Annotated in this window: 24 protein-coding genes; 6 read left to right on the top strand and 18 right to left on the bottom strand. The window is 65.1% G+C overall.

The genetic code is table 11. The annotated features are described in order from the left end of the window. Positions 1–24 precede the first annotated feature (24 nt). The 7 genes from AB4Y43_RS03285 to AB4Y43_RS03255 all read right to left on the bottom strand — a co-directional run bounded on the left by AB4Y43_RS03285 (position 25) and on the right by AB4Y43_RS03255 (position 8,013). Positions 25–834: an ATP-binding cassette domain-containing protein gene (locus tag AB4Y43_RS03285; RefSeq protein ID WP_069265836.1), complete on the bottom strand. Its 810-nt coding sequence runs from the start codon at positions 832–834 to the stop codon at positions 25–27. Continuing rightward, on the bottom strand, positions 834–1,847 hold the full coding sequence (locus tag AB4Y43_RS03280) for an ABC transporter permease (protein ID WP_069265837.1): 1,014 nt from the start codon (positions 1,845–1,847) through the stop codon (positions 834–836). The genes AB4Y43_RS03285 and AB4Y43_RS03280 overlap by 1 nt, the downstream gene beginning before the upstream one ends. A 27-nt stretch (positions 1,848–1,874) precedes the next feature. After that, positions 1,875–2,978, bottom strand: a complete 1,104-nt coding sequence (locus tag AB4Y43_RS03275; RefSeq protein WP_342949029.1) for a sugar ABC transporter substrate-binding protein — start codon at positions 2,976–2,978, stop codon at positions 1,875–1,877. Between the two features lie 233 nt (positions 2,979–3,211). Beyond that, positions 3,212–4,351, bottom strand: coding sequence for a galactofuranose ABC transporter, permease protein YjfF (gene yjfF / locus AB4Y43_RS03270; protein ID WP_083245333.1), 1,140 nt, complete (start codon positions 4,349–4,351; stop codon positions 3,212–3,214). A 40-nt stretch (positions 4,352–4,391) separates the two neighbouring features. Next, the gene (locus tag AB4Y43_RS03265; RefSeq protein WP_342949028.1) at positions 4,392–5,429 is read right to left on the bottom strand and encodes an ABC transporter permease; all 1,038 of its coding nucleotides are present in this window, start codon (positions 5,427–5,429) and stop codon (positions 4,392–4,394) included. Then, the gene (locus AB4Y43_RS03260; protein ID WP_069265840.1) at positions 5,426–6,949 is read right to left on the bottom strand and encodes a sugar ABC transporter ATP-binding protein; all 1,524 of its coding nucleotides are present in this window, start codon (positions 6,947–6,949) and stop codon (positions 5,426–5,428) included. The genes AB4Y43_RS03265 and AB4Y43_RS03260 overlap by 4 nt, the downstream gene beginning before the upstream one ends. Positions 6,950–7,044: 95 nt before the next feature. After that, positions 7,045–8,013 (bottom strand): ABC transporter substrate-binding protein, encoded by a 969-nt coding sequence (locus AB4Y43_RS03255; RefSeq protein WP_069265841.1) that lies wholly within the window; start codon positions 8,011–8,013, stop codon positions 7,045–7,047. 268 nt (positions 8,014–8,281) lie between these two features. On the opposite strand from AB4Y43_RS03255, the gene AB4Y43_RS03250 reads away from it, so the two are divergent. Beyond that, positions 8,282–10,024 carry an IlvD/Edd family dehydratase gene (locus AB4Y43_RS03250; protein WP_069265842.1) on the top strand — a complete coding sequence of 581 codons (1,743 nt, stop codon included), beginning with the start codon at positions 8,282–8,284 and terminating at the stop codon, positions 10,022–10,024. A gap of 46 nt (positions 10,025–10,070) precedes the next feature. Here AB4Y43_RS03250 and AB4Y43_RS03245 read toward each other — a convergent pair whose 3' ends face one another. Further along, complete coding sequence (locus AB4Y43_RS03245) at positions 10,071–11,078, bottom strand: NAD-dependent epimerase/dehydratase family protein (RefSeq protein WP_368727027.1); 1,008 nt, start codon at positions 11,076–11,078, stop codon at positions 10,071–10,073. A gap of 130 nt (positions 11,079–11,208) precedes the next feature. Between AB4Y43_RS03245 and AB4Y43_RS03240 the strand changes: the two genes are divergently transcribed. Next, positions 11,209–12,105, top strand: coding sequence for a LysR family transcriptional regulator (locus AB4Y43_RS03240; protein ID WP_368727026.1), 897 nt, complete (start codon positions 11,209–11,211; stop codon positions 12,103–12,105). Between the two features lie 8 nt (positions 12,106–12,113). Here AB4Y43_RS03240 and AB4Y43_RS03235 read toward each other — a convergent pair whose 3' ends face one another. Further along, positions 12,114–13,037 (bottom strand): LysR family transcriptional regulator, encoded by a 924-nt coding sequence (locus AB4Y43_RS03235; protein ID WP_368727044.1) that lies wholly within the window; start codon positions 13,035–13,037, stop codon positions 12,114–12,116. A 121-nt stretch (positions 13,038–13,158) separates the two neighbouring features. Here AB4Y43_RS03235 and AB4Y43_RS03230 point away from each other — a divergent pair, with 121 nt between their 5' ends. After that, on the top strand, positions 13,159–13,929 hold the full coding sequence (locus tag AB4Y43_RS03230; protein ID WP_368727025.1) for a transporter substrate-binding domain-containing protein: 771 nt from the start codon (positions 13,159–13,161) through the stop codon (positions 13,927–13,929). 58 nt (positions 13,930–13,987) lie between these two features. Continuing rightward, complete coding sequence (locus tag AB4Y43_RS03225) at positions 13,988–15,106, top strand: succinylglutamate desuccinylase/aspartoacylase family protein (RefSeq protein ID WP_368727024.1); 1,119 nt, start codon at positions 13,988–13,990, stop codon at positions 15,104–15,106. Positions 15,107–15,121: 15 nt separating this feature from the next. Here the strand turns inward: AB4Y43_RS03225 and AB4Y43_RS03220 are convergent, their stop codons facing one another. The 6 genes from AB4Y43_RS03220 to AB4Y43_RS03195 form a co-directional block, all read right to left on the bottom strand. After that, on the bottom strand, positions 15,122–16,363 hold the full coding sequence (locus AB4Y43_RS03220; RefSeq protein ID WP_368727023.1) for an ATP-binding protein: 1,242 nt from the start codon (positions 16,361–16,363) through the stop codon (positions 15,122–15,124). Positions 16,364–16,686: 323 nt separating this feature from the next. Continuing rightward, positions 16,687–18,021, bottom strand: a complete 1,335-nt coding sequence (locus tag AB4Y43_RS03215; RefSeq protein ID WP_368727022.1) for an epoxide hydrolase family protein — start codon at positions 18,019–18,021, stop codon at positions 16,687–16,689. A gap of 144 nt (positions 18,022–18,165) precedes the next feature. Further along, positions 18,166–18,633 carry a MarR family winged helix-turn-helix transcriptional regulator gene (locus AB4Y43_RS03210; protein ID WP_028202370.1) on the bottom strand — a complete coding sequence of 156 codons (468 nt, stop codon included), beginning with the start codon at positions 18,631–18,633 and terminating at the stop codon, positions 18,166–18,168. Positions 18,634–18,773: 140 nt separating this feature from the next. Further along, positions 18,774–19,043 carry a hypothetical protein gene (locus AB4Y43_RS03205; RefSeq protein WP_368727021.1) on the bottom strand — a complete coding sequence of 90 codons (270 nt, stop codon included), beginning with the start codon at positions 19,041–19,043 and terminating at the stop codon, positions 18,774–18,776. A gap of 62 nt (positions 19,044–19,105) precedes the next feature. Beyond that, positions 19,106–19,552 carry an Ohr family peroxiredoxin gene (locus AB4Y43_RS03200; RefSeq protein WP_368727020.1) on the bottom strand — a complete coding sequence of 149 codons (447 nt, stop codon included), beginning with the start codon at positions 19,550–19,552 and terminating at the stop codon, positions 19,106–19,108. Positions 19,553–19,821: 269 nt separating this feature from the next. Continuing rightward, positions 19,822–20,295 carry an OsmC family protein gene (locus AB4Y43_RS03195; protein ID WP_368727019.1) on the bottom strand — a complete coding sequence of 158 codons (474 nt, stop codon included), beginning with the start codon at positions 20,293–20,295 and terminating at the stop codon, positions 19,822–19,824. 119 nt (positions 20,296–20,414) lie between these two features. Here AB4Y43_RS03195 and AB4Y43_RS03190 point away from each other — a divergent pair, with 119 nt between their 5' ends. Next, a complete protein-coding gene (locus AB4Y43_RS03190; RefSeq protein WP_368683422.1) occupies positions 20,415–21,068 on the top strand; it encodes a GntR family transcriptional regulator in 654 nt (217 codons plus the stop codon). A gap of 111 nt (positions 21,069–21,179) precedes the next feature. Beyond that, positions 21,180–21,821: a GNAT family N-acetyltransferase gene (locus tag AB4Y43_RS03185; RefSeq protein WP_368727018.1), complete on the top strand. Its 642-nt coding sequence runs from the start codon at positions 21,180–21,182 to the stop codon at positions 21,819–21,821. Positions 21,822–21,834: 13 nt separating this feature from the next. Here the strand turns inward: AB4Y43_RS03185 and AB4Y43_RS03180 are convergent, their stop codons facing one another. The 3 genes from AB4Y43_RS03180 to AB4Y43_RS03170 form a co-directional block, all read right to left on the bottom strand. Next, positions 21,835–23,406, bottom strand: a complete 1,572-nt coding sequence (locus AB4Y43_RS03180) for an EAL domain-containing protein (protein ID WP_368727017.1) — start codon at positions 23,404–23,406, stop codon at positions 21,835–21,837. Between the two features lie 193 nt (positions 23,407–23,599). After that, a complete protein-coding gene (locus AB4Y43_RS03175; RefSeq protein WP_368727016.1) occupies positions 23,600–25,330 on the bottom strand; it encodes a diguanylate cyclase in 1,731 nt (576 codons plus the stop codon). 202 nt (positions 25,331–25,532) lie between these two features. Beyond that, entirely contained in the window at positions 25,533–26,174 is a 642-nt protein-coding gene (locus AB4Y43_RS03170) for an HD domain-containing protein (protein ID WP_368618759.1), read from the bottom strand. Between the last annotated feature and the right edge of the window lie 94 nt (positions 26,175–26,268).

Genomic DNA, 26,268 nt, shown 5'->3' with positions numbered 1-26,268 from the left:
CGTCCCCCCTGTATGTGGGAACCATTACGCGCTGGTGGTGCGCATGGCCCGATATTCCCGCCGCACGATATCCATCAGTTCAGCCACCGATGTATTGGCGCTGTGCTGCTCGTATGTCACGCGGCCTCGCTGCATCAACATGATGCGATCCGCAATATCGAGCGTCTGCGCATAGTTGTGCATGATCATGATAATCGATAGGCCGCCTTTTTCCTTCAAACGCATGATGAGATCGATGATCAGACCCGCTTCGCGCGCTCCCATCGCGGCGAGCGGCTCATCGAGCAACAGGATTTTTGCGTTCGAATGGACGGCGCGCGCCACCGCGATCGCCTGGCGCTGACCACCCGAAAGCCGCTCCACAGGCAGGTCCACGGAGGGCACGTGCACGCCGATGTCGTCGAGCAGTTGCGCCGCGCGCTGGCGCATCTGCTTGTGATCGAGCAGTTTGAAGGGCCCGCGCCGCACAATCTCGCGGTTCAGGAACATGTTGTGGTAAATGCTCAGCGAATTCGCCAGCGCGAGGTCCTGATAAACACATTCGATGCCGAGCGAGCGCGCATGGTCCACCGAGCGCAGCAGCGTCTCGCTGCCGTCGATCTGCAGTGTGCCGCTCGTTTGCTGATGAAAACCCGTGAGGATTTTCACGAGCGTGGACTTGCCCGCGCCGTTGTCGCCGAGAATGCCGAGGATTTCGCCGCGGCCGAGCGTGAGCGAAACGCCGTCGAGCGCCGTGACCGCGCCGAAGCGCTTGACGATGTTCTCGCCGCGCACCGCGAGCGGGGCGTTGGCCGTGGCGGTTGCGCCGCCGGGGGAGGCTTGCGATTCGTCCATCATCGGCTCCCTTTGCGGCGCAGGCGCCCAACGTGGATGTTGAAGACCATGGCGGCGAGAATCGCGGCGCCGAGGATGATGTTGAAGGTGAACGCGTTGATGCCGATGAGCGTGAAGCCGTCGTTGAGAATGCCGAGCACCGCTGCGCCGATCAGGCCGCCCACGATCGTGCCCGAGCCGCCCGTGAGCGGCGTGCCGCCGATCACGGCCGAAGCCACGGCGAGGAACATGATCTGGTTGCCGCCCGCCTGCGGGTCGATCGAGGTGATGCGAAAACCTTCCAGAATGCCGGTGAAGCCCGCGAGCACGGCGGCAATGATGAAATTGCCGAGGCGCAGCCGGTTCACGTGAATACCAGCCTCGCTCGCGCCTAGCGGATTCGCGCCGGCCGCCTGCGTATGCAGGCCCCAGCGCGTGTGGCGCAGCAGCACGTGCATGGCAAACGCGATGACGATAGTCCAGAGGATCTCGCTATAGCCCCACGCGCCCATGAAGGCCGCGAATTCGGGCGAACCCGGCGTCTGCACCGGGGTGCCGCGCGAAACGGTGAGCGTGATGCCGTTGATGAGGAAGAGCGTGCCGAGCGTCGTGACGAACGAGGGCAGACGCAGCCACACGGTCACGGCCCCGTTCACGAAGCCGACGATGCCCGCGGCCACGAGCCCCGCGATCACGGCGAGCCACATGGGCGCGCCCGCGTCGTTGGCGAACACCATCATGAACGGCGCGAAGGCGAACACCATGCCGGCTGAAAGATCGATGTCGCCGCCGATCATCAGCATGATTTCGCCGAACGCGATGATCGCCACCGGCGCGATGAACTGCGAGAGGTTGACGAGACTCGCGTTGGTGAGCAGGAAATCCCGGTTGGAAAACTCGAAGTATGCCGCGAGGATCATCGCCACGAGCAGAATACGCAACTCGGGCGCCCACGCGGAGAGCCATTGCCCGCGCGGGCGGGCAACAGCCCGCGCGGAGACTTCAGCCTTGCCGGTTTCGTTCACAGAGTTCATCACTCGTAGTTCATTGCACTGGGTTCATTACGACTTGATCGCACCGCTCATCGGCACGATTTGCGGCTTGGTGGTCTTGCCTTCGAAACGCGTCGAGGTATTGAGGTACGGCTCGACGGTTTCCTTCGTCACGAACTTCAGACCCGTGTTCGTGTCGGCCGGCCCGACCAGCCCGCCCGAGGCGAGCGTCACGAACGCCTGCATCACCGTATAGAAGCCCTGCACGTACGGCTGCTGGTCGATCGTGAAGTCGAGATAGCCTTCGTGGATGAGCTGGACCGTGGTGGGCAAGAGGTCGAAGCCGCCGCCGTGCACGCCCTTCGAAGGCAGGTTGTTTTCCTTCATCACCTGCGCGACGCCCTGCGTGCTGCCCGCATCGACAGCGAACATGCCCTTCAGGTCCTGGTGGCCCAGGTAGAACGACTTGATCTTCGAAAGCTCTTCGTTGACGGTCGCGCCCGTGGCCACGGTCTGGATGTCGATCTTCTTGCCGGACTTCTTGATGGCGTCGCTCGCGCCGTCCAGACGCGGCTGGATGTTGAGCTGGCCAGGCGTGGCGATGAAGAGGCCGACGAGGCCGCTGTCGATCAGGCTCACGATACGCTCGCCCATCTGGTAGCCCGAGAGATACAGGTCCTGGCCGATATAGGCAAGCCGCGGGTTCTTCTTGCCGCGCGGCGCGTCGGCGTTATAGGCGAAGACGGGAATGCCCGCGTCGAGCGCCGCCTGAATGGGCTTGTCGAAAGCGGTGGGGTCGACGATCGGCACCGCGATCGCGTCGGCCTTTGCGGCGATGGCCGAATTCACGGCGCGCACCATTTCGCCCGCGTCGGACGTGGCCGAGCCGGTCCACTGGTAGTCCATGTTGAGCAGCGAGCACGCGTCCTGAATGCCGTATTGCGTCGGCACGAAGAACGGATTCGTGGTGACGTGATTGACGAACACGATCTTCCACTTCTTGTGCGAAGGGAAGCCCGATTCGGCGGCCTGCGCCGTGGAAATGAATCCGCCGCCGCCCACCGCACCGAGCAGCGATAGTGCCGCGCCCAGTCCCGCACCCTGCATCAGGCCGCGCCGGCCCGTGTCGATCAAGCCCTTACCGTCTTTTGTGTCATCCCGATCCTGCGCCATGTTTTCCTCCGGTCTTGTCATCGTGGTCGATGTAGGCGACTTTTCGTCGAAAAGCGTGCAGATACTGGCCAGTACCGGGGGAACGCGCTAGACATCCGCAGCGAACATGGGTTCGCCAGGCGCCGACGGTACCGCAAAAATCTTAGTGCAGCGTGATGAGGCCTCCTAATCCATGTATACCCGTAACTACTCCATACGCGCTGCCATGGCGACGATCGTCCATGACAAGCGGCTTACGCACCGCCCTTCGCCTCCTGCATGTGCGGCGGCGGGCTGGCGAGCTTGGCCTGGTCCATCGGCGCGGCGGCTTGCGGCCGCGTGGTGCGCGGGGCGCCGCGGCCTGTGCCGGTGGACTTGCGGCGCGCGGCGTGGCGCTCGGTTGCGCGCTGCATGAGGCAGAACGCGCAGAGCAGCGCGCCGATCACGATGCGCGTCCACCACGAGCTGAGCGTGCCGTCGAAGGTAATGAGCGTCTGGATCGTGCCCAGAATGCCCACGCCGAACACCGAGCCGATCACATAGCCCACGCCGCCCGTAAGCAGCGTGCCGCCGATCACGGTCGCGGCGATGGCGTCGAGTTCCATGCCTTGCGCCTGCAGCCCGTAGCCCGACAGCACGTAGAGCGTAAACACCACGCCGCCGAGCGCCGAGCAAAAGCCCGAGAGCGCGTACACGCCGATCTTGGTGCGCGCCACCGGCAGGCCCATGAGCAGCGCGGAGCGCTCGTTGCCGCCGATCGCGTAGACGTTGCGCCCAAAGCGCGTGAAGTGCGCGATGACGATGCCCGCAACGAGCATGGCGATGGCCGTGAGCGAACCGGTGGTGAGCGAGCCGCTGCCCACCGGAATGTTGAATTCGGAGAGCGCGTGAAAACCGGGGTCGTTGATCTGGATGGATTCGGTGGTGATGAGAAAGCAGGTGCCGCGCGCGAGGAACATGCCCGCGAGCGTGATGATGAAGGGCTGCAGCCGGAAGAAGTGGATCAGCGCGCCCATTGCCGCGCCGTACAACGCGCCGCAGAGCAATACGAGCGGCACGACCACGAGCACGGGCCAGTGCAGTTTTTCGGTGCCCACGGCGCAGAGAATCGTCGTGAGCGCGACCACGGCGCCGACCGAGAGATCGATGCCGCCCGAGATGATCACGAATGTCATGCCGATGGCGACGATCAGCAGGAACGCGTTGTCGACCAGCAGCCCGAAGGCCACCTGAAGCGAGAAGAAACCGGTGTACATGACCGAGCCGAAGCCGAACAGCACGGCAAACAGCACGACGGTCACGACGATGGGCAGCACGCGCGGATCGACGAAGCGGGTGGCGCCGCGCCGGCACGCTGCGAGCGTGTTCGAAAAGGACAGGGCAGGGCGGTTCATGCTCGGCTTCCCCCGAATGGGTGCGCTCGTGCTCAGGCGCTCAGGCGCGCGCGCGGCGCGCGAGAGCGATGCGCTTGAGTTGTTGAAAAGCGAAGGTGCGCGCGGCGGGCGACTGGATCAGGCACACGAGCAGCACGACCACGGCCTTCACGACGAGCGTGGCCTCGGGCGGCACGCCGATCGAATAGGTGGTGTAGGTGAGCGTCTGGATAATGAGCGCGCCGAGCACCGTGCCCGCGAGACTGAAGCGCCCGCCCAGCAGCGACGTGCCGCCGAGCGTCACGGCGAGAATGGCGTCGAGTTCGAGCAGAAGGCCCGCGTTGTTGCCGTCCGCGCTGCGCACGTTCGAACTGATGAGAATGCCGGCGATCGCGGCGGTCACGCCGCAGAACGCGTACGCGCCGAACACCACGGCTTGCGACGACAGGCCCGCAAGTCGCGCGGCCACCGGATTCACGCCGATCGAGCGGATGAACAGGCCGAGCGCCGTGCGGTTGACGATCAGCGCGGTGAGCGCGGTCACGGCAATCGCGATCCACACGGCGCACGGGATCAGCGCGAAATAGCCGCCGCCCGCGAAGAGATAACCGGGCGCGCCGATGGGGATGATCTGGCCGCCCGTGAGCAGCTGCGCCACGCCGCGGCCCGCCACCATCAGGATGAGCGTGGCGATGATCGGCTGCATGCCGACGAACGCGACGAGCAGCCCGTTCCAGATGCCGGCGAGCAGGCCCACCGCGAGCGCCGCGCCGAACGCGAGGCCCACGCGCGAAGGATCGGCGGCGAGCACCGTGGCGGCCGCCGCACCCGCGATCGCCACGACTGCGCCCACGGAAATGTCGATGCCGCGCGTAGCGATCACGAGCGTCATGCCGAGCGACACCACGACGAGCGGCGCGGCGCGCATGAGGATGTCGATGGGCGCGCCGAACAGGTGGCCGCCCAGCATCGTGATCGAGAGGAAGTTGCCGCGATGCACGACGTCGACGACGAAAAGCGCGATGAGCGTCACCGCGGGCCACACCAGCGGATGCCGGATGACGAGCGAAAGCCAGACGGGGAGGGCGGGGCGCGTCATCGACGGTCTCCGGCAATGAGGTCGTAGACTTCGTGCTCCGAGCGCGCCGCGCCCGAAAGCTCGGCCACCTTGCGCCGGTCGCGCAGCACGGCGATGCGGTCGGAGACACGCACCACCTCGCTGATCTCCGACGAAATGAACAGGATGCCGAGGCCCTTTGCGCAAAGCGCGCGCACGCGGTCCATGATTTCGAACTTGGCGGCCACGTCGATGCCGCGTGTGGGTTCGTCGAGGATCAGCAAACGCGGCTTCGTCGCAAGCCAGCGCGCGAGCAGCACCTTCTGCTGGTTGCCGCCCGAAAGCAGGCCAATGGGCTGTTCGGCGTCGCGCGCCTTGATGCCGAGTTGCTCGATATATTCGTTGGCCAGTTCGCGCTGGCGCGAGCGCCGTATCATGCGCCACCAGCCCAGTTGCGCCTGCAGCGCAAGCACGATGTTTTCGCGGATCGACAGATCGGCGACGATGCCTTCCTTCTTGCGGTCTTCGGGACAGTAGGCCATGCCGTGGCGCACGGCGTCTCGCGGCGAAGAAAGCTTCACCGCTTTGCCGTTGATATGCAGCGTTCCCGCATCGGCTTTGTCCGCGCCGAACAGCAGGCGGGCGGTTTCCGTGCGGCCCGAGCCGAGCAGGCCAGCGAGGCCGAGAATCTGGCCCGGCTGCACTTCCAGATCGAGCGGATTGAGCACGCCGCGGCGCGCCACGCCTTGCGCCGCAAGATACGGTTCGGCGTTCGTTGCCGCCGTCTCGCCGTGCACCGTTTCGGCTTGCGTGAGCCGCTCGCCCGCGTTCTGCAGGCCCACCATTTTCGCGACCAGCGTTTGCACCGGCAGGTCGGCGGCGAGATATTCGCCTTCGCGCTCGCCGTTGCGCATCACCGTGATGCGATCGGAGATCGCATAGGTCTGCTCCAGAAAATGCGTGACGAACAGGATCGCAATGCCCGACGCTTTCAGCTTGCGCAGCACGTCGAACAGGCGCGCGACTTCGCCTTCGTCGAGGCTCGAAGTCGGTTCGTCGAGAATCAGAATGCGCGCATCGACGGACACCGCGCGCGCAATCGCCACCATCTGCTGCATCGCAATGGGGTAGGTGTCGAGCGACTGCGTGACGTCGAGAGAGAGATTCAGTTGCGCGAGCGCTTCTTCTGCGCGGCGATGAATCGTTTTCCAGTCGATCAGGCCGAGGCCGCGCTTGCGCGGCTGGCGGCCCGCGAAAATGTTCTCCGCAACCGAGAGGTTCGGGCAGAGATTGACCTCCTGGTAGAGCGTCTGGATGCCGGCGGCTTCCGCCATCTGCGGCGTCGGGAAGTGCACCGCCTCGCCCGCGAGGCGTATCTCGCCCGCCTCGGGCTGGTGCACGCCGGTCAGCACGTTGATGAGCGTGGACTTGCCGGCGCCGTTCTGCCCCATCAGCGTATGGATTTCGCCGGGGTACAGACGAAAATCGACCCGGTCGAGCGCACGCACGCCGGGGAAGGTTCGGGTAAGACCGACGGTTTCGAGTATCGGGGCAACGCTCATAAGCAACCGTGAAAGAGGCCAGAGCGCGCGGTGTGCTGAGTCAACTCCTTAAATACTAAGGGCAACGAAGCACGCCGCGCCGCTTGCAGCGAAGTTTAGTACTTGCGCGACGGGAGCACCTGTGCCGCCACGTCCTCCGGGAACACCGTTTCGTTCGTCACGATGCGCTTGGGCAACTGCTTGCCCGCCACGACGTCCTTCACGGCGCTCATGAGCTGCGGCCCGAGCAGCGGGCTGCACTCCACGTCGACATTCATCTTGCCGGCGATCATCGCCTGGAAGCCGCCCTTGGTGGCGTCGAACGACACGACGCTGATGTCCTTGCCCGGCTTCATGCCGGCTTCTTCCATGGCCTGGATCGCGCCGAGCGCCATGTCGTCGTTATGCGCGTAGACCACGTTGATCTTGTTTCCATACGTCTTCGCGAATGCTTCCATGACCTGCTTGCCGCCGGCCAGCGTGAAGTCGCCGCTTTGCGACGCGATGATCTTGAACTTCGGATCGTTCTTGATCACTTCCATGAGGCCCGAGTGACGGTCGTTGGCCGGTGCGGAACCCACGGTGCCTTGCAATTCGACGATATTGATCGGGCCGGGGTTGTCCTTGTAGTGATCTTCAAGCCACTTGCCCGCGCGGCGGCCTTCTTCCATGAAGTCCGAGCCGATCATCGTCACGTAGAGCGACTGATCCTTCACGTCGATGTTGCGGTCCGTGAGGATCACGGGAATCTTGGCGCGCCTGGCCTCCTGCAGCACCGGCTCCCAGCCCGATTCGACCACGGGCGAGAACGCGATCACGTCCACCTTTTGGGCGATATACGAGCGGATCGCCTTGATCTGGTTTTCCTGCTTCTGCTGGGCGTCCGAGAACTTGAGGTTGATACCGGCGTCTTTGGCGGCCTGTTTGACCGACACCGTGTTTGCCGTGCGCCAGGCGCTTTCCGCGCCGACCTGCGCAAAACCTAGCGTAATCTGCTTGTCTTCGGCGTGTGCGACACCCGCCGCCAACGAGAAAGCGGCCGCCGCAGCGACCAACCCGCTTACCATGCGTGTTGCCAGTTTCATGCGTGTCTCCGATGTAGCTCTGTGCGTTGTATTTCTTTAATTCATGGCGCTACACCCGCGTCCATCACGGCCGGACAGTATCACGAGAAGTATCGCGCCATCCCTGGCCTTCGGTTATATCCTCTCGGTATACCGTTGGCCGCCCCTGCTGACCACAATAGACAAACTATATGCAACGACCAGGACGGTTTCGATTAGCGTTTTCCCGATAATCGCAGTCCATATAGTCATGCTATTTATAGGACTTTCTCACTAAGTGGGCAAAGCCATGAACACCCGTAAGCCCAAGCTTCGCTCGGCCGCGTGGTTCGGCACCACGGATAAAAACGGCTTCATGTACCGGAGCTGGATGAAGAATCAAGGAATACCGGATCATGAGTTCGCCGGCAAGCCGATTATCGGCATTTGCAATACGTGGTCGGAACTCACGCCGTGTAACGCGCACTTTCGCAAGCTCGCAGAGCACGTCAAGCGCGGCGTCTATGAAGCCGGTGGATTTCCGGTCGAGTTTCCCGTGTTCTCGAACGGTGAGTCGAACCTGCGGCCCACGGCCATGTTCACCCGCAACCTCGCTTCGATGGATGTTGAGGAATCCATACGAGGCAATCCGGTCGATGCCGTCGTGCTGCTGGTCGGCTGCGACAAGACCACGCCCGCATTGCTGATGGGCGCGGCCAGTTGCGACGTCCCTGCGATTGCCGTGACCGGCGGCCCGATGCTCAACGGCAAGCACGAAGGGCGCGATATCGGTTCGGGCACGGTGGTGTGGCAACTGAGCGAGCAGGTGAAGGCGGGCAAGATTTCGATCCACGAGTTCATGTCGGCGGAGTCGGGCATGTCGCGCTCGGCGGGCACCTGCAACACCATGGGTACGGCTTCGACGATGGCGTGCATGGCCGAAGCGCTGGGCGTCACGCTGCCGCACAACGCGGCGATTCCGGCCGTGGACGCGCGCCGCTACGTGCTCGCGCACATGTCGGGCATGCGTATCGTGGAGATGGCGCTCGAAGACCTGCGCCTCTCGAAGCTGCTCACGCGCGCGGCGTTCGAAAACGCCATTCGCACGAACGCGGCGATCGGCGGCTCGACCAATGCGGCGATCCACCTGAAAGCGATCGCGGGACGCATCGGCGTGCCGCTCGAACTCGACGACTGGACGCGCATCGGGCAAGGTACGCCGACCCTCGTCGACCTGCAGCCTTCGGGCCGCTTTCTGATGGAGGAGTTCTATTACGCGGGCGGCTTGCCCGCCGTGCTGCGGCGCCTCGGTGAAGCGAACCTGCTGCCGCATCCCGATGCGCTCACGGCCAACGGAAAAACGCTGTGGGAAAACGTGCGCGAAGCCCCCATTCACAACGCCGAAGTCATTCGCCCGCTCGACAATCCGCTCGTCAAAGACGGCGCGCTGTGCGTGCTGCGCGGCAATCTCGCGCCGAACGGCGCGGTGTTGAAGCCGTCGGCGGCCACGCAGAAGCTGTTAAAGCATCGCGGGCCCGCCGTGGTGTTCGAGAACTTCGACGACTACAAGGCGCGCATCGGCGACCCCGATCTCGACGTCACGGCCGATTCCGTGCTCGTCTTGAAGAACTGCGGGCCCAAGGGATATCCGGGCATGGCCGAGGTGGGCAACATGGGCTTGCCGCCCAAGCTTCTTGCGCAGGGCGTAACCGACATGGTGCGCGTGTCGGACGCGCGCATGAGCGGCACGGCGTACGGCACGGTGGTGCTGCACGTGGCCCCTGAAGCGCGTGCGGGCGGCCCGCTCGCGATCGTGCGGGACGGCGACTGGATCGAGCTGGACTGCGAGGAGGGCGTATTGCGCGTGGATATCAGCGACGAGGCGATCGTCGCGCGGCTCGACGAGTGGGCTGCGAACCAGCGGCCCATCCCCGCCGATCGCAGCGGTTATCGCAAGCTTTATGTCGAGCACGTGTTGCAGGCCGACGAGGGCTGCGATTTCGACTTCCTGGTGGGTTGCCGCGGCTCGGACGTGCCGAGCCACTCGCATTGACATTCGGAATCCGTATCAAATCGCGCAGCGCCTGAAGGCGTAACCATCAAGCCGCCTTCGGCGCGCGCTCGTCGGCGCCGAGGCAATTCAGACCCATGAGCGTCGCCTCGACGGCTTCGTCGAGCGGCGTATGCGGCTCGCGCCCGAGTTCGCGGACGAGGCGGGCGTTGTCGAGCTGCAACGGCTCGCTCCACAAATAGCGCATCTCCATCAGTTCGCGCAGCGTCGTCACGAAGGGCGAGATGGCGCGCATGAAGGCCCAGGCGAAGGGCTTGCTCTGCGGCTTCAGTCCGTGACGCCGGGCGACGCGGCAGATCGCTTCGACGAACTGCGAGCCATCGGCGTCCCAGTGGCCGGCCATGTGGAACACTGCGAACGCGGGCAGCGTGTCGCGCCGCTCGATCAGTTCGAGCATCGTACGCGCGACATCGGGCACGTACGACCACGCGTGGCCCACGCCGCGCGTCCCCGGCTGGCGTACGACCTGCACCGGCTCGTCACGCTTCACGATCCCTTGCGCAAACCAGCTATTGCCCACGTGCGGCCCGAAAAAGTCCCCCGCACGCACGACGATCGAGCGCACGCCATGCTCGCTCGCGGCCCGCATGCGCCGCTCCAGTTCCACGCGAATCGCGCCCTTGCGCGTGAGCGGCTGCTGGGGCGAATCTTCACGCAGTACCGGGAAGGTGTCGGGCCCGAAGTTGTAGATGGTGCCCGGCAGCACGACGGTCGCGCCCACGGCGGCCGCGGCGGCGAGCGTGTTGTCGATCATCGGCAGCACGACTTCCGCCCAGCGCCGGTATCCGGGCGGGTTCACGGCGTGCACGATCACCGCGCAACCCTGCGCGGCGCGTACCACCGCTTCGCGCGAGAGCGCGTCGCCGTCGACCCAGTCGATGGCGCCGGCGGCAGCCGTGCCCGGCGCACCGCCGCGCCGCAGCGCGCGGACTTGCCAGCCGGCGTCGAGCAACTGGCGCGCGACTTCGCTGCCGATTCCGCCGCTGGCGCCGAGTACGAGTGCGCGGTTCTGTCGATTGATGCGGGTGGCGTTCATGCGGGTTCTCCTGACGGGTGAGCGGTGATGAGGGGCATTCTGCGCCGCTTGCCGTCAATAGAAAATTGGCGAAAATAGACCATAAGCTATACATTTATGTATAGCCTGCGATCTGAATTGGGGACGAAGTATGGCCGACAAGGAACCGAACTGGGAGTGGTACCGGAGCTTTCTGCAGGTCCTGGAAAGCGGCTCGCTCTCGGCGGCCGCCCGCGCGTTGGGCATCACGCAGCCGACCGTCGGCCGCCACGTCGAAAGTCTGGAGGCGGCGCTTGGACTCACGCTGTTTACGCGCTCATCCGATGGGTTCTCGCCAACCGAGGCGGCCAATGAACTGCGGCCGTACGCGGTCGGCCTTGCGATGACGACGGCCGCCTTGCGCCGCACGGCGAGCGGTCACGGCTCGGGCGTGCGCGGGACCGTGCGGCTGACGGCGAGCGAAGTTATCGGCGTCGAGGTCTTGCCGCCGATCCTGGCGGCGCTGCGCCACCAATATCCCGAGCTGAGGATCGAACTCGTGCTGTCAAACAGGGCGGACGACCTCCTGCGTCGTGAAGCGGACATTGCGATACGCATGTTCCGGCCAGTGCAGGAGGCGCTGATCGCCAAACGTGTTGGCGCGATCGACGTCGGGCTGCATGCCCACGAACGATATCTGGCGCTTCATGGCGTGCCGAAGTCGATGAAAGAGCTGACACGCCATTCGGTCATCGGCTTCGATCACGAGAACGCGTTCATTCGTTCGGTTCAGCCCAGGTTCGCAGCCTACAGCCGTCATAACTTTGCATTTCGCGCCGACAGCGACCTTGCCCAGTTGGCCGCGATACGCGCTGGTTTCGGCATCGGCGGGTGCCAGTCGCCGTTGGCGGCAAGAGACCCGAAGCTGGTGCGCGTTCTGCGCGACGAGTTCTCGCTGAGCCTGGATACGTGGGTCGCCATGCATGAGGATCTGCGCACGAGCGCGCGTTGCACGGTAACTTTTGCGGCGCTGGCGTCGGGGCTTAGCGCTTACATAGAAGGCGCGTAACGATCGCCTCAGCGCGGCGCGCGGCCCGCCCGCGCATACGAAGCGAGCATGGTCGCGAGCTCCTGTGCGGCAGGCGTGAGCGGCACGGCCGCGCGCTGCAGCAAACAGACCTGCTGCGCCGCCGGCCGCTCGGCGATCCTGATGCGCGCGAGCCGTTCGGCAAACGGGCCGCGCGTGGCGACCACCGACGACTCCAGCGCGAGGCAATCCGTTTCGCTGACCCAATGCAGCGTTTCGAAGAGCCCCTCCACCGTCGCGACGATGCGCGGCGGCGGCAACCCGTGGTCGGTGAAGAACGTCGTGAGCCGGCTCGAAGCGAAGGCGTCCGCGATATTGGGCGAGCGCGTCGCGAGCCAGTCGCAGTGCGTGAGCGAGCGCAGCGTGCGCGCCCCCGCCTTCGGGTGGTCGCGGCGGCAGACGACCACCGGGTCCGACGGGTAAAGCTCCGTCACCGAGAGATCGGTCGTATCGGTCTGGTCGGAAACGAGTGCGAGCGCGAAATCGAGTGTGCCTTCGCGTATCCACGAGATCATCATGCGCGACGTGCCCGTGCGCAGACGCAGCGCCACGCGTGGAAACCGCGTGTTGTACTGCCCGAGCACGGGCACGAGCGCGTCCATGAGCGGATCGGTCGTCAGGCCGAACGCCACTTCGCCCGCGTAATCGCCGCGCAGTTGCTGCGCCTCTTCGCTCGCGCGCTCGCACTCGCCGAGAATCGACGCCGCTCGTACCAGCATGCGCTGGCCGAGCACCGTGAGCGTCACGCCGCGATTCGTGCGTGTGAGCAGCGGGCCGCCCAGTTCGACTTCGAGATTCTGCAACTGCTGCGTCACGCCGCTTTGCGCCACGCCGAGCGCGCGCGAAGCTGCCCGCACGCTGCCGCGCTGGGCGACGGCGACGAAGACGCGCAATTGGGAGAGCGTGAGACTCATGGGCGATGACTGACTGCGATCGGTATGAGTGATCATGATAGACGAATTCGAGCTTTTCCCGAACGCAGCGTCGTCCTACCATCGGTCGGCAGGAGACCCCCACGTTCACTGATCGCTCATCATGAAAAAAATCCCGTCGATCCTTCTTTCGCTCGCGCTGACGCTAAGCAGCAGTGCCTTTGCGCGCGAGGGCGACATCGTGCGCCTCGGCATCGATCCGACCTATCCGCCCATGGACGCCAAGGCGCCCGACGGCTCGCTCAAAGGCTTCGACGTCGATCTCGGCAACGAGATCTGCCGCCGGATTCACGCGCGTTGCCAGTGGGTCGAGCTGGAGTTCTCGGGCATGATCCCGGCGCTGCAGGCGCGCAAGATCGACGCGATCATGTCGTCGATGGCGATCACCGCGAAGCGCGAGCAGCAAATTCTCTTCACATCGAAGCTGTTCCAGTTCAAGTCGCGGCTCGTCGCACGCAAGGGCGCCCCGTTCGGCGCCACCGCGCAGTCGCTGGCCGGCAAGTCGGTCGGGGTGCAGGCGGGCACGCAGTTCGAGACCTATGCGCTCGCGAACTGGGCGCCGGCGGGCGTCCACGTCGTCACCTACAAGAGCCAGGACGAAGTGTTCGCCGACCTCGTCAACGGGCGGCTCGACGCCGCGCTGCTGGGCTACGTCGAAGCGGATTACGGCTTCCTGCGCACGCCGCAGGGCAACGGTTTCGCGTTTGCCGGCGGCCCGATTTCGATGGGCGACCGCGGCACGGGCATCGGCATGCGCAAGGACGAAACGGTGCTGCAGGCGCAGATGAACGACGCGATTGCGTCCATGCTCAAGGACGGCACCTACGCGCAGATCGCGCATCGCTATTTCGACTTCGATCCGTACGGAAACTGAGCGGGAAACTGAGCGGCAACTGAGCCGCTGCACACATTTTTGAAACCGCATCGAATTCATGAACCAGCAATCGATTCCGCTCCTGGGCGCCACGCCGGGCACGCACCGCGAACTGACCAGCTTCCATTTCGGCCCTGCCGACGCCTCACAGAAGGTCTATATCCAGGCGTCGCTGCACGCCGACGAAACGCCCGCCATGCTGACGGCCGTGTTGTTGCGCGCGCAACTGACGGAGCTCGAAGCACAAGGCGCGCTCGCCGCGCAGGTGGTGCTCGTACCGCTCGCCAATCCCGTGGGCCTGAACCAGCACGTGCTCGGCCAGTTCATCGGCCGGTTCGATCTTGCGAGCGGCAGGAACTTCAACCGCCACTTCCACGCGTTTCCGAAGCTGCTCGCGCGCGCAAAGGAGACGCTCGGCGCGGACGTCGACCGCAACCGCGAGCTGATCCGGCAACTGATGCGCGAAGCACTGGACGCGCAAGAGCCGCTCACGGAATTCGATTCGCTCCAGTTGGCGCTGCTGCGGCTCTCGCACGACGCCGATCTCATCATCGACCTGCATTGCTCGCTCGAGGCGGTCATGCACGTGTACACGAGCGAGGCCGGCTGGCCCGATGTCGAGCCGCTGGCCCGCTACCTCGGCTCGCGCGCGCAACTGCTCGCCACCGACTCGGGCGCGCAGGCGTTCGACGAGGCGCATAGCCTGCTGTGGTGGCAACTGCGCCAACAGATGCCGGCCACGCAGCCCGTGCCCGCCGGACCCACCGCGGTGACGATCGAGTGCCGCGGTCAGCGCGACGTGTCGTGGGAAACCGCGCAGCAGGACGCCGACGCGCTGATCGATTATCTGCGCTGGCGCGGTGCGCTCACCGGCGGCGACGTGAAGCCGCTGCCGGAGCTGCTGATGCCGGCCACGCCGCTCGCCGGCAGCGCGCAATGCTATGCGCCGTGCAGCGGCATTCTCGTGCACCGCGCGAAAATCGGCGACTGGATCCGCGAAAACGACCCGCTCTTCGATATCGTCGATCCGATGACGGGGGCAACGACGACGGTGAAGAGCACCGCGGAAGGCGTTTTCTATATGCGCAGGGCGATTCGCTTCGTCACGGCCGGCGCGCCGCTCGGTCGCGTGACGGGCACGCGTCCGATACGCAGCGGCGTGCTGCTGGGGGCTTGAGGGGAGGGTGTCGCGTCAGGCGTGCCGCGCTTTGTCCATCGGCACGATGACGCGCACCCAGAGCCCGCCCTCGGGATGATTGCCGATCTTGAGCTTCGCGTTGCACAGGCGCGCGAGGCGCCGGACGATCGACAGGCCCATGCCCCAATGCGAGTCGAGGCGAAGGCTCGCCGCGCGCGAGGCGGGCAGCGGCGACGCCGGCGCGCCGCCCTCGGGCAGACTCGCCGCTACGCCTTCGCCGTGGTCCCGCACGCTCAAGGTCCACGAGCGCGGCCCGCGCGCCGTGCAGATCTCGATGGGCGGTTTGCCGTGCGCGTGCGCGTTGCCCACGAGATTGTCGACGAGGCGCACGAGCGCGGAGCGCGGCAGCGCAAACGCCTCGCCGGCTTCCAGTCGCAGCACGATGCTCGCGTCCGCGTTCGCGCCATAGACGAAGCGGTCCTTCAGATACGCGTCCACGGTCACGGGCGCATGATTCACGCCGCCCTGGCCGGCCGTGTCGACGAACTGCCGCGCGAGATCCTGGAAGAGATCGATGTCCTCGACGAGGGCCACGCGCAAGTTCCAGCGCGTGACGTTCATCGTATAGGCGCGCAACCGCGCCACTCGCGATTCAGTCTGCCGCAGGAAAGCGGCGAAGGTAGCCGACTGGTCTTCGACTGCGCCGGTGCGGCGGCACAACAGATCGCCGATCGCGCGGGCAAGCCCATGCAGCTTGCGCGGGCAGTCCACGAGCGCGAGCGCGGGTGCCGGGCCGCTTGCGCTCGTCGCGGCGCGCAGGGTGGCGATCATGGCGAGCAGATCGTGGCGCACCGTCCGCAGCCACCAGGCGCGCAGCGCGAACAGCAACACCCCGAGCGCCAGCATGAGCGCCGCGAATCGCGCATCGAACCAGCGGGCGGCCATCTTCAGGCGCGTGAAGCCAGACGAACAGGCTTCGCGCAGATAGGAGGCGTTCGACGCCGTCCCGGCATGCGGCGCCCAGATGGCATCGCGCAGATGAGGCGTTACCTCGGCGCCGAGATTGACGATGTCCGGTTTGATCGACACTAGCGGCGCGATCCCACGGACGCTCGCACCTTGTGCGGCCAGTTCCAGTTCCAGTTCGGCGTCCTGCTGCTGGGCGACCTGCGTCGCGGAAGCCGGTTCGAATGCCGTGTCGCCGAAATCGAGCAGCGACTCTGCATCGAGATATCGAAAACCGACTTGCACCAGCATCAGCGACGCCATCCACAGCAGGAATATCCGGGCAAACACAACAATCACCTTTCTTTTTTTGACGTCGAAGTTTGACTTGCGCCGGTCGGCGCACGTTTGAAATAGCCGCAAATCGGGCTATGACCGGCATTGTCCGCGAGGTGCGCGATCTTCTATTCGTGGAAAAGCACTGGAATTTGCGCCGTTTTTCCGCTTGAGCGATCCTGGCAGCCATGCAGTGCAGTATTTGGGAAGGAGGCGCACCCGTTGTTGCAGTCCATCGGACGGCGCACGGGGCCGTTTGTAGTTGGGGGTGGACGTGAGCCTTCGGAGTCCTTGATAAAATCGTCGGACACCCGAAAGCTCACGCCTGCGGCATTTCGTCAGGCCGGCTGACGCAGCGTTCTGAAGGTCGCGCGAACTTCTTCCGTGAACGCGGCAGGCTGTTCCCATGCTGCGAAATGGCCGCCTTTCGGAAGGCGATTGTAGTGAACCAGCCTGGGGTAGGCGCGCTCCGTCCAGCTCTTCGGTGCGGCATAAATTTCGTCCGGGAAGACACTCACGCCAACCGGCAGCTCCACATGCTTGGGCGCGAAAAAGTTGAGCTTGTTTTCCCAATATAGGCGCGCGGAGGAGACCGCGGTCTTCGTCAGCCAATAGAGCGTGACGTTGTCGAGCACGTCATCCTTCGTCAGGCCTTCGGGTTGGCCTGCGAACACGCGCGCAATCATCGCCTGACCGCTCGCATCGTGGTCGAGCATCCATGCAGCGAGACCGACTGGCGAATCCTGGATCGCGTAGAGCGTCTGCGGGCGATTCGCCATTTCGAGGGCGTAGCCCAAGCCGTGCTTGTAAAAGTAATCGAGCTGGTCGTACGCGTGCTGCTCTTCCGCCGAGAGCCCGGCCGGGGGCGGCGTGCCGTCCTTGAGCGATTTGGCGACAGCGTCGGGCACGGTCGCTGGCATGTTGGTGTGAATGCCCACGAGTCCTGCCGGTTTGAGCAGCGCCAACTGCTCCGTCACGGCATTGCCCCAGTCGCCCCCTTGCGCGGCGTAGCGCTTGTAGCCGAGCCGATCCATCAGCACGACCCAGGCGCGAGCGACACGCTGGGGGTCCCAACCGGTTTTCGTCGGCTTACCCGAGAAACCGTAACCCGGAAGAGAAGGAATGACGACATGGAACGCATCGGATGCGCTCCCGCCATGCGCGGTTGGATTGGTCAACGGTTCGATGATTTTCAGCTGCTCGATGATCGAACCGGGCCAGCCGTGCGTGACGACGATCGGCAGCGCGTTCTCGTGCTTCGAGCGCACATGGATGAAGTGGATATCGAGCCCGTCGATTTCCGTGACGTATTGCGGCAGCGAGTTGAGCCGCACTTCCACCTTGCGCCAGTCGTAGTCGTTGGCCCAGTAGCTGGCGAGCCGTTGCATGGTCGCGAGCTGCACGCCTTGCGAGGCGTCGTCGACCGTTTCGCGCTCGGGCCACTGCGTCGCGACGATGCGGCGCCGCAGGTCGGTCAGCGCCGCTTCCGGCGCATGCACGCGCAGCGGACGAATCGCAGACGGATCGCCGGCGGCAATTTGCGTGAGTCCGCCGGCCGACGGCTTCGATTCCGCGAAGGCGAACCGGCTCATTGCGGCGCCTGCAAGCGTCACGGCAGCGGCCCCGATGAAGCGCCGGCGCGAAAGGGGCGTGGGATGAAGATCGTTTGACATATAATTCCTGATGGTGACGTTGGATAATGGCGCGCAGGAAGCATTGGACGTGCGCATGCCTTTCCCCAACCGCGATATGGGTTGTAATCCTAACTATTACTTATCGAAGCCGGCGCGCGGAAACTGTGCGCGTCGCTGCGACGGCTATTCGGTGTCGAGTGAACGAATCAGATTGGCACGCAGGTTCACGATCGCCCTTTGCAGTTTCATGAATTCGTCGTGGCCCAGCCCGGTCGCGTCGGTGAGATCCGCGATTTTCAGGCTCTTTTCGCGCAGCTTCCGGCCGCTCGCGGTCAGGCTGACTCGCACCTGACGCTCATCTTCCGGATCGCGCCGCCGCTGCACATACCCCATCGCTTCGAGCTTTTTCAGCATCGGTGTCAGCGTGTTCGATTCGAGAAAGAGCTTCTCGCCCAGGCCGCTCACCGTCTGGTTGTCCTGCTCCCAGAGCGCGATGATCGCGATGTACTGCGGATAGGTCAGCCCCAGTTCGTCCAGGATCGGCTTGTATGCCTTGCCGAATGCCAGATTGGTCGAGTAGACCGCGAAGCAAAGGTAGTCTGCGAGCGGCGCGGGCGTGGCGCCCTGCGCCGGGTGGTCCGTCGATTTCATGGTCATCCTCTTCGGGCAAAGGGCCTCAATGGCTCGCAAACTTGAATAAATCGCTTGCGATTATATCGTAGGCCGAAACCGGTTCCGCCGCACATCGCCATTGCGATGCCCGGCGAAACAGCCACGACGCCGTGGCGCAATCAATGGTGGGCGAAGAGGTTGTTTCGCTCCATCGAGACGCGGCTGCCCGCGCCCGTGGTGGCGTCGGCCATGCCGCCGTAAGCCGTCGCTGCGGTGCCGCTTTCGGCGCGCTCGGCGGCGAGCGTTTGCACGCTCTGGCCGCGTTGCGATGCCGGTGCGCCGACTTCGGGCCGGTACGACGGGGCCGGGCCGTAGCCGCTGGCGAATGCGGGGGCGGTTGCGCTGACAGAAAGGGCGATGAGGAGCTTGGCGATGAATTGGGTCTTCATGATCGGATCTCGCTAGGTGAATTGCAGTGAAATGGGGTGAAAGAGGCGATTGCGTTCGCCGGTTATGCGGTGACGACAGTGAGGCTCACGTCGATGTTGCCGTGCACGGCCTTCGAGTACGGGCAGATCTGATGGGCGCTGCGCGCGATGGCCTCGGCCACGTTTTGCTCGATGCCCGGCAGCGTGACCGTGAAGTGCGCGCCCAGGAACCAGGCGGCGCCGGTCTGGCCGATATCGACCCGAATGTCCACCGAGGCGTCCGCCGGCAGGGCGACTTTCTTCAGCGAGGCCGCGATGGCGAGCGCGGAGATGTAGCAGGCGGACCATGCGCCGGCGAACAGCTGCTCGGCGCGCGGGTGCGGTTCGCTCGCGACGATGTCGAGGGTTTCGCCGCTCGAAGACGACAGGTGGAGGTCGACCACGCCGAATTCGCCGCGTTGGGCCGCGGGGTCGTGATTGAAGGTGGTGTGGGTGTTGCCCGAGAACAGCACTTTGTCGATCGTTGCCATGTTGCGCTCCTTGATGGAATTCAGGGGTGGGTCATATGCATCGCGTAAGATCGAATCGCATGCGATGCATAATGGACAAGAAATTTCCCCGTGTCAAGCGCATAAGATTAAATCGCATACGATTTATATGGGGCTGTTTCGGAGGGAGCAGTCAGTCGTGACGACGTTCACGAACGTTGCAGCGGGAATTTGGGATCGAGCCCTTTTGTTTCCGGCACTCGCGGGAGTGCCGGCACGTTGGCCCGAGCCGCTTGGGGCGTTCGCGAGCGTTACGCAGCCAGTTCGATGGCCGGCTCGCACACGATGGGGAAGTTCACCGAATTGGCGATATAGCACTGCTCGTGCGCTGCGTGATGCAGCCGCTCGGCGAGGCTGCGGTTGTCGCTCGCGCGGATCGTGACGCGCGGGCGCAGCACGATCTTCGTGAAGGCGCCGCGCTGCGGCGTATCGGCCATCGTGCCTTCGGCCTCGTCTTCATAGGCGAGCACCGCGATGCCCGCCTCGGCGCACAGGTGCAGATACCAGAGCTTGTGGCACGCGCAAGCCGAGGCCACGAGCAGATCTTCCGGATTCCAGCGCGAGGCGTCGCCGCGAAAGGCCGGATCCGAAGAGCCCGGAATGTCCGGCTTGCCGTTCGCGCGGATCACGTGATCGCGGTCGTAGTCGCGATAACCCGAGGTGCCACTGCCGCGATTGCCCGTCCATTGCACCGAAACGCGATAGGTGTGTTCGCCCTGCGCCATGCTGAGTCTCCGTTCGATCGAAAAGGGGATGCGCCATTATGACCGCATTCGGCATTTTGGTATACCATTATGCCGAACGGGCCCAAAAACGAACCGGGCGCTAACCGGGCATGACACGCATGGAAACAAAATTCGACTCCACGGCGGACGCGGTTGCGTCCGGGTTGCGCGACCTGATCGTCAGCGGTGAACTGGGCAGCGGCGAGCGCCTTGTCGAGCGCGATCTCGCGGAGCGTTTCGAGGTGAGCCGCATTCCGCTGCGCGAAGCGATCCAGCGGCTCGCGCGCGAGGGGCTCGTCGAGATTTTCCGCAATCGCGGCGCGGTCGTGCGCATGCTCACGGTGCAGGACGTGGAGGAGATCTACGGCCTGCGCGCGCTGCTCGAAGGCGACGCGGTCTTTCGCGGGGTCAAGCGCATCGACGACGAAACGCTTGCACGCGCGGAACTCGTTCACCGGCTGCTGGGCGAAGCAGTTACCACGCAGAAGCAGGGCGAACTCAACCGTGAGTTTCACGAACTGATTTACGGCGCCTGCGGCAACACACGGCAGCTGGCGGCGATACGCGAACTGCGCGCGCAGGTGGAGCGCTACGAGCGGCTGCAAAATACGCTCCTTGCCGACACCCCCTCGTTTCAGCACGAACACGAGGCCATCCTGGAAGCGTGCCTCGCGCGCAACGCACGCGGCGCGCGCGCCTTGACCGTGGCGCATATCGATTCGGCACGACGCATCGTGCTCGCCGTGGTGGAGCGTATGGCCGAGCAAGGCTAGCGCGCATACACCACTGCATTCACAACCATCGCGCCGGTTTTTACGAGATTTTTTCTTGTGGCTCCTACGGCGCAACCCTAGACTGGAGGCATCGAAACGACTGGAGACGCCATGTCGATCTCGCGTGCAAGCCAGCGCCCGGACGAGCAGATCACCTCCGTGCAGCCCGGCCTCGGCCGGCTCGTGCTGAGGCGCTTCGATCCACGCCACGACTCATGGGAAGCGCTGACGCGTCTGCTGCATCGCGCGTTTTCGCGGCTCGCGTCGCTCGGATTGCACTGCTCATGTGCCGATCAGGCGGCGAGCCTCACGCGTGAACGCGCGCTGGCTGGAGATTGTTTCGTCGCTGTCTGCAATGGCAGGATCATCGGCACGCTCACGGTGGAAGGGCACGATAGCCATTCGCAGTGCGAACATTATCGCCAGCGCAGTGTGGCTTCGGTCCATCAGTTCGGCATCGAGCCAAAATGGCAAAGCCGCGGTATCGGCCGCGCGCTGCTTGCTTTCGCGGGGCGTTGGGCGGCTGCGCGCGGCTACACGCAGCTCGCGCTCGACACGCCGTTTCCAGCCGACCACCTCATCGCGTTCTATCGCGCACAAGGCTTTAGTCTCGTCGATGTCGTGCGTTTTGCCGGCCGTGGCTACGACAGCGCCGTGCTCAGCAAGGCGGCTGCGGCACGGTGCGGCGGCGTGGCACTCCCGCATTCGCCTGGCGAGGTGCCGCACGCCGCGTCGCCGGGTCAGTTCGCCTGAGCGTGCGCCACGCTCACGTCTCGCGCGTGCGCGCCGCTTCACGCTCCAGGTAGCGCAGGAATTCGTCGGCGGGCATGGCCTTCGCATAGAGCCAGCCCTGCGCGAACTGCACGCCGCGCTCGCGCAGATATTGCGCTTGCGCCTCGGTTTCCACCCCCTCGGCGACCATCAGCAGGTCGAGGCTGCGCGCCATTTCGATGATGTGCGGCACGATCTTGTTCATTTCCTCGCCGCTCGCCAGCGAGAGGAGGAACGAGCGGTCGATCTTGATGCCATCCACGGGCAATGCCTGCAGATACGAGAGACTCGAATATCCCGTGCCGAAATCGTCGATGAAGATGCGGTGACCGGCTGCGCGAAACGCTTCGAGAACGGGTGCGGAGCTGGCCGTATCCATGAGCGTGCGCTCAATCGCTTCGAACCAGATTTGTTCGGGGCGCACGCCATATTTCGCGAGGCTCGCCTTGAGGGTTTGGAGCACGCGTGTGCCGGCGAGATCCTTGCCGGCAAGATTGAGCGAGACGTGCAGATCGCGGCGACGCGCGAGCATCGCGCCGACGCCCTCGAACACGGACCGTATGACCTGATCGGTGATGGGCTCGATGAGATCGAGCGACTCCGCCATCGGAATGAACGTGTCGGGCGCGACAAGGGTGCCGTCTTCGAGCTTCCAGCGCACGAGCGCTTCGGCGCCGACGCAGCGCCCGCTCTCCAGCGAGACGAGCGGCTGCAGCCACGCCACGAACTTGCGCCGACGGATGCCCTGCAGCATCGCGTTGCGCGGCGTGCGCAGCGTGCGGCGCCAGCGCAGGACGAGCCACGTGCCGATGGCGCTCAGGACGAGCGCGGGCGGTAGCAGCGTTCTGAGCTGCGCCGGCACGTCGCGGCGCATGCGGTCCTCGGGCTCGTATGCGACCACCGCAATGGGATAACGGCTCGAGCGCTCGACGACGTAATAGCGGCCTTCGAAATACGGGCTGCCGGTGCGCTGGAGCGCGGCGCGTACGAGGGCGTCGTCCGTGTGCGGCCAGCTTGAAATCACGGCGCCGTGCTGCGTTTCGAGCACGGTGAGCTTGATGGTGTCGTCGAGCGGCACGATGTCGAGGTAGAAGCGCGGATCGATCACCACGACGTGGTTGCCCAGGCGCACGTTGAGCATCTGCCGCTCGTTGCCGCGCTTGCCGACTTCGGTATGCCAGGCGGTGAAGCCGCCTGCATAGGTCCATTCGGGCGGCGGCAACGCGATGTCGACAGCGCCGTGCAGCGAACTGCAGCGCAGCCGCATGTCATGGGTCGAGGCGACTTCGCGAATGTATCGAAACTGCTCCTCGACCTGCCGCAGGCGCTGCATGTGGTCGTTTGTGCACGGCGTGTCGGGGTACGACATGAGCTGGCGCAGCGCGGAGTCGGCTTCGGAGGTGACCAGTTCGGCGCGCAGCAGCGCGCGATTCGAAAAGACGTCCACCTGTTGGCGCTGCTGGCGTTCGTTGACGGCGTCCGACGCATACACTGCCGCCGTGAGCGTTGCCAGGACGGCGAACGCCACGACACAATAGGTCGTCAGGGCGGTGAGTCGGCTGCTCATGGCGTACGGTCGGGCTCCGGCGTCGCGGACGAAGGCGACGCGCGGCCTTCGTCGATCGCCGCTGCCGATGGTAGCGTCTTTCCGCTGGCGGCGACGCGCTGCTGTCCGGCGCGCAAGCGCAATCGCAGTGGCCGACGGGGTTCCGGCTCATGCGTGGCGCATGAATGCGGCCACCGGGATCGGCAAACGCACGTCAGGCACGCGCTGGATCGATCGATCTGGAATCCTCTGCAACGACGCGATTGCGGCCGCCTGTCTTCGCGGCATAGAGCCGCCGGTCGGCGACCTGCATGAGCGCTTCGTAGTGGGCGGCGCAGTCGGCGGGACTGGCCGCCACCCCAATCGAGACGGTGAACGCAATCGCATCCGGGTTCACGGCTTCGCCCGGCACACTGGCGCCATGCGCCGAGTCTGCCGCGTGCGCTTCGACCGCCCGGCGGATGCGCTCGGCAACGCTCGCGGCCGCCGTGAGATCGGCGCCGGGAAGCAGCGCCGCGAATTCCTCGCCGCCCACGCGCGCAGGCATTTCCGCGCTGCGCAGGTTGTTGCGCAGGATGTCCGCGAAGATCACCAGCACGCGGTCGCCGGCCGCGTGGCCGAAGCGGTCGTTCACGCGCTTGAAGTAGTCGATATCGAGCATCAGCATCGCCACGGCGGGCGCCGCCGTTTCACCGCCCTCGCGGGCGGCGCGTTCCAGTGTTTCGTCGAATACTTCCTGGAAGCGCCGGCGGTTCGCGAGGCCGGTGAGCGGATCGCTGCGCGCGAGCGTTTCAAGCCGCGTACTCGCTTCGACGTACTGGCCGAATATGTGCTTGACGATGCGCAGCGTGCCGACGAGCAGCACCGCGATCGCCAGCCAGGCGACGATCAGCGGGCTGTTGAACACGCGGCGCGCTGCTGCGAGCGTGAGTTCTGAGTCGTCCGTGTCCGTGAGCAGGATCCAGTGCGTATCGCCCACGTGCTGGAACAGCAGATACCGGCCCGAGTGCACGGCGTAGCCCTTGCCGCGCTTTAACCAGGCCGCCGCCGACGCTCGCGCGACGTCGAGCAGATACGGATCGAAGCGCGCGGGACGCTGCGCCGTGATCTCGCCATTGACGAAGTAGACAAGGTCGCCGTTACTGTTCAGCAGGCCGAACTCGGCAGGCGCCTCGTCGTCGGTCAGGTTCGAGGTGGCGAGCTGAAGCGCGAGCAGGCGCGAGGGTGCGACGTCCATCACCACGGCGCCGCGAAACTGTCCGTTCGTGTAGACGGGCGCGCTGAGCGTGGCGATCGCCTCGCTCTTTTTCGATTCCGTATAGATCGGAGTCCAGACGATATCGCGTCCCGCATTCTGGCCGGTGGCATGCAGGCGGTAGTAGGGCATGGTGCTGAAGCGCCGCAACAGGTCGGGCGCGTGCGCGTCCGGGCGCTCGGGCGAGAGCACGTACAGGCCGTTGGCCGAGATATACGCGACCGTGCTTTGCACCGCGTCGGCGTGCTGGCTGATCGCGAGGAGCGGGCTGATCGAGCGCGCGAGCACGATGTCGGCGGGCAGTGCGGCGGCGTCGCGGTCAAACCCCTCGATTCCCGCGAGCCCTTGCGCATTGGTGCCGAAAACGCGCGGTCCATCCATCGCGCCGGGAGCCTCCCATTGCGGCCGGCCGCTGTCGCGCAGCGCGGCCTGCACCTTCGGATTCTGCAAGCCGGCGCGCTGCTGGCCCGGCGAAGCGAGCAGATGTTCCGCATAGTCGCGCAGGAACAGCAGGCGCCGGCGCTCTGCGGAAATCAGCGCGTCCACGCCTACGGCGCGCACCTCCAGGTCGCGCTGGCGGCTATGGAGGTCGTAGCGCGTCATCTGGTAGAGGTGGCGCAGGCCGACGCCGCTCACCAGCGCCATGGCCGCAAGAAAGCACACCGTCACCACGAGATGCGGGCGTTTCATGACTATGCTGGAGAAGCCGTGCGGCCGCGTGCGGCCTGGCGTGTGCTGCATGAAGCCCTCGGGGGACTGTGACTGGACGCGCGCGCATCGCATTGCAGCGTGGCCCGGCAGCGCGTTTGCGGACATCGCGATGAGCATAGCATCGCCTGTCAGAACCGCGCCGCATGCCGCCTCAGACGTCCCGGATCGCTCCGGGTGTCACTCAACCGCGCCAGGCCGAATGGCGGATCACGCTGCAGAAGTTGCCGGCATGGAAGTGCGGGTCCTTGTCGGCGAGCACGTCGGCCTTGACGTTGCCGAACGTCGTGGCGGGCTTGTGCTTGATGCCGTCATAGAAGGTCTGGATGATGTCCTCCTTGAAGTGCTCGCTGCGCGGGTGCGCGTGCACCACGGCCTCGCGTTCGGTGTCGCTGAAGCGGTCGTAGGCAATGCCGAGCACGTCCATCTCGACGCCGGCCGTCACGAGCGCGATCACCGGATGCATGTGCTGCGGGATGCCCGGCGTCGTATGCAGCGCGATGGCGGTCCACACGAGGTCGATGTCCTGCTGCGAGATGCCATGGCCGCGCAGGAAGTCGCGCGCGGCATTCGCGCCGTCTACTTCGAAGCGCTCGTGCTCGCTGCTGTGCGCGTGCGTGAGGCCCATGTCATGAAACATTGCGCCGGCGTACAGCAGTTCGCGATCGAACTTCAGGCCGAGCCGGCGGCCGGCCAGCGCGCCGAAGTAATAGACGCGGCTCGAATGATGGAACAGCAGCGGCGATTCGGTGTCGCGCACGAGTTCGGTGATTTCGCGGGCGAGCTGGCTGTCGGGGATGGCGACATCGGCGAGGGTCGGGGTCATCTGGATGCTCCGTCGGGGTGGGTGATGAGCTCTATTCTGGGCGGCGCCAGGGTTGTCCTCAATCGACGGATGCCGTGGTTTTCTGCCAATTCGA

The organism is Paraburkholderia sp. BR10872 (genome assembly GCF_040965835.1).
GTDB classification, from domain to species: domain Bacteria; phylum Pseudomonadota; class Gammaproteobacteria; order Burkholderiales; family Burkholderiaceae; genus Paraburkholderia; species Paraburkholderia nodosa_A.
The sequence above is the reverse complement of the archived record's forward strand: the minus strand, read 5'-3'. Positions and strand labels throughout refer to the sequence as shown.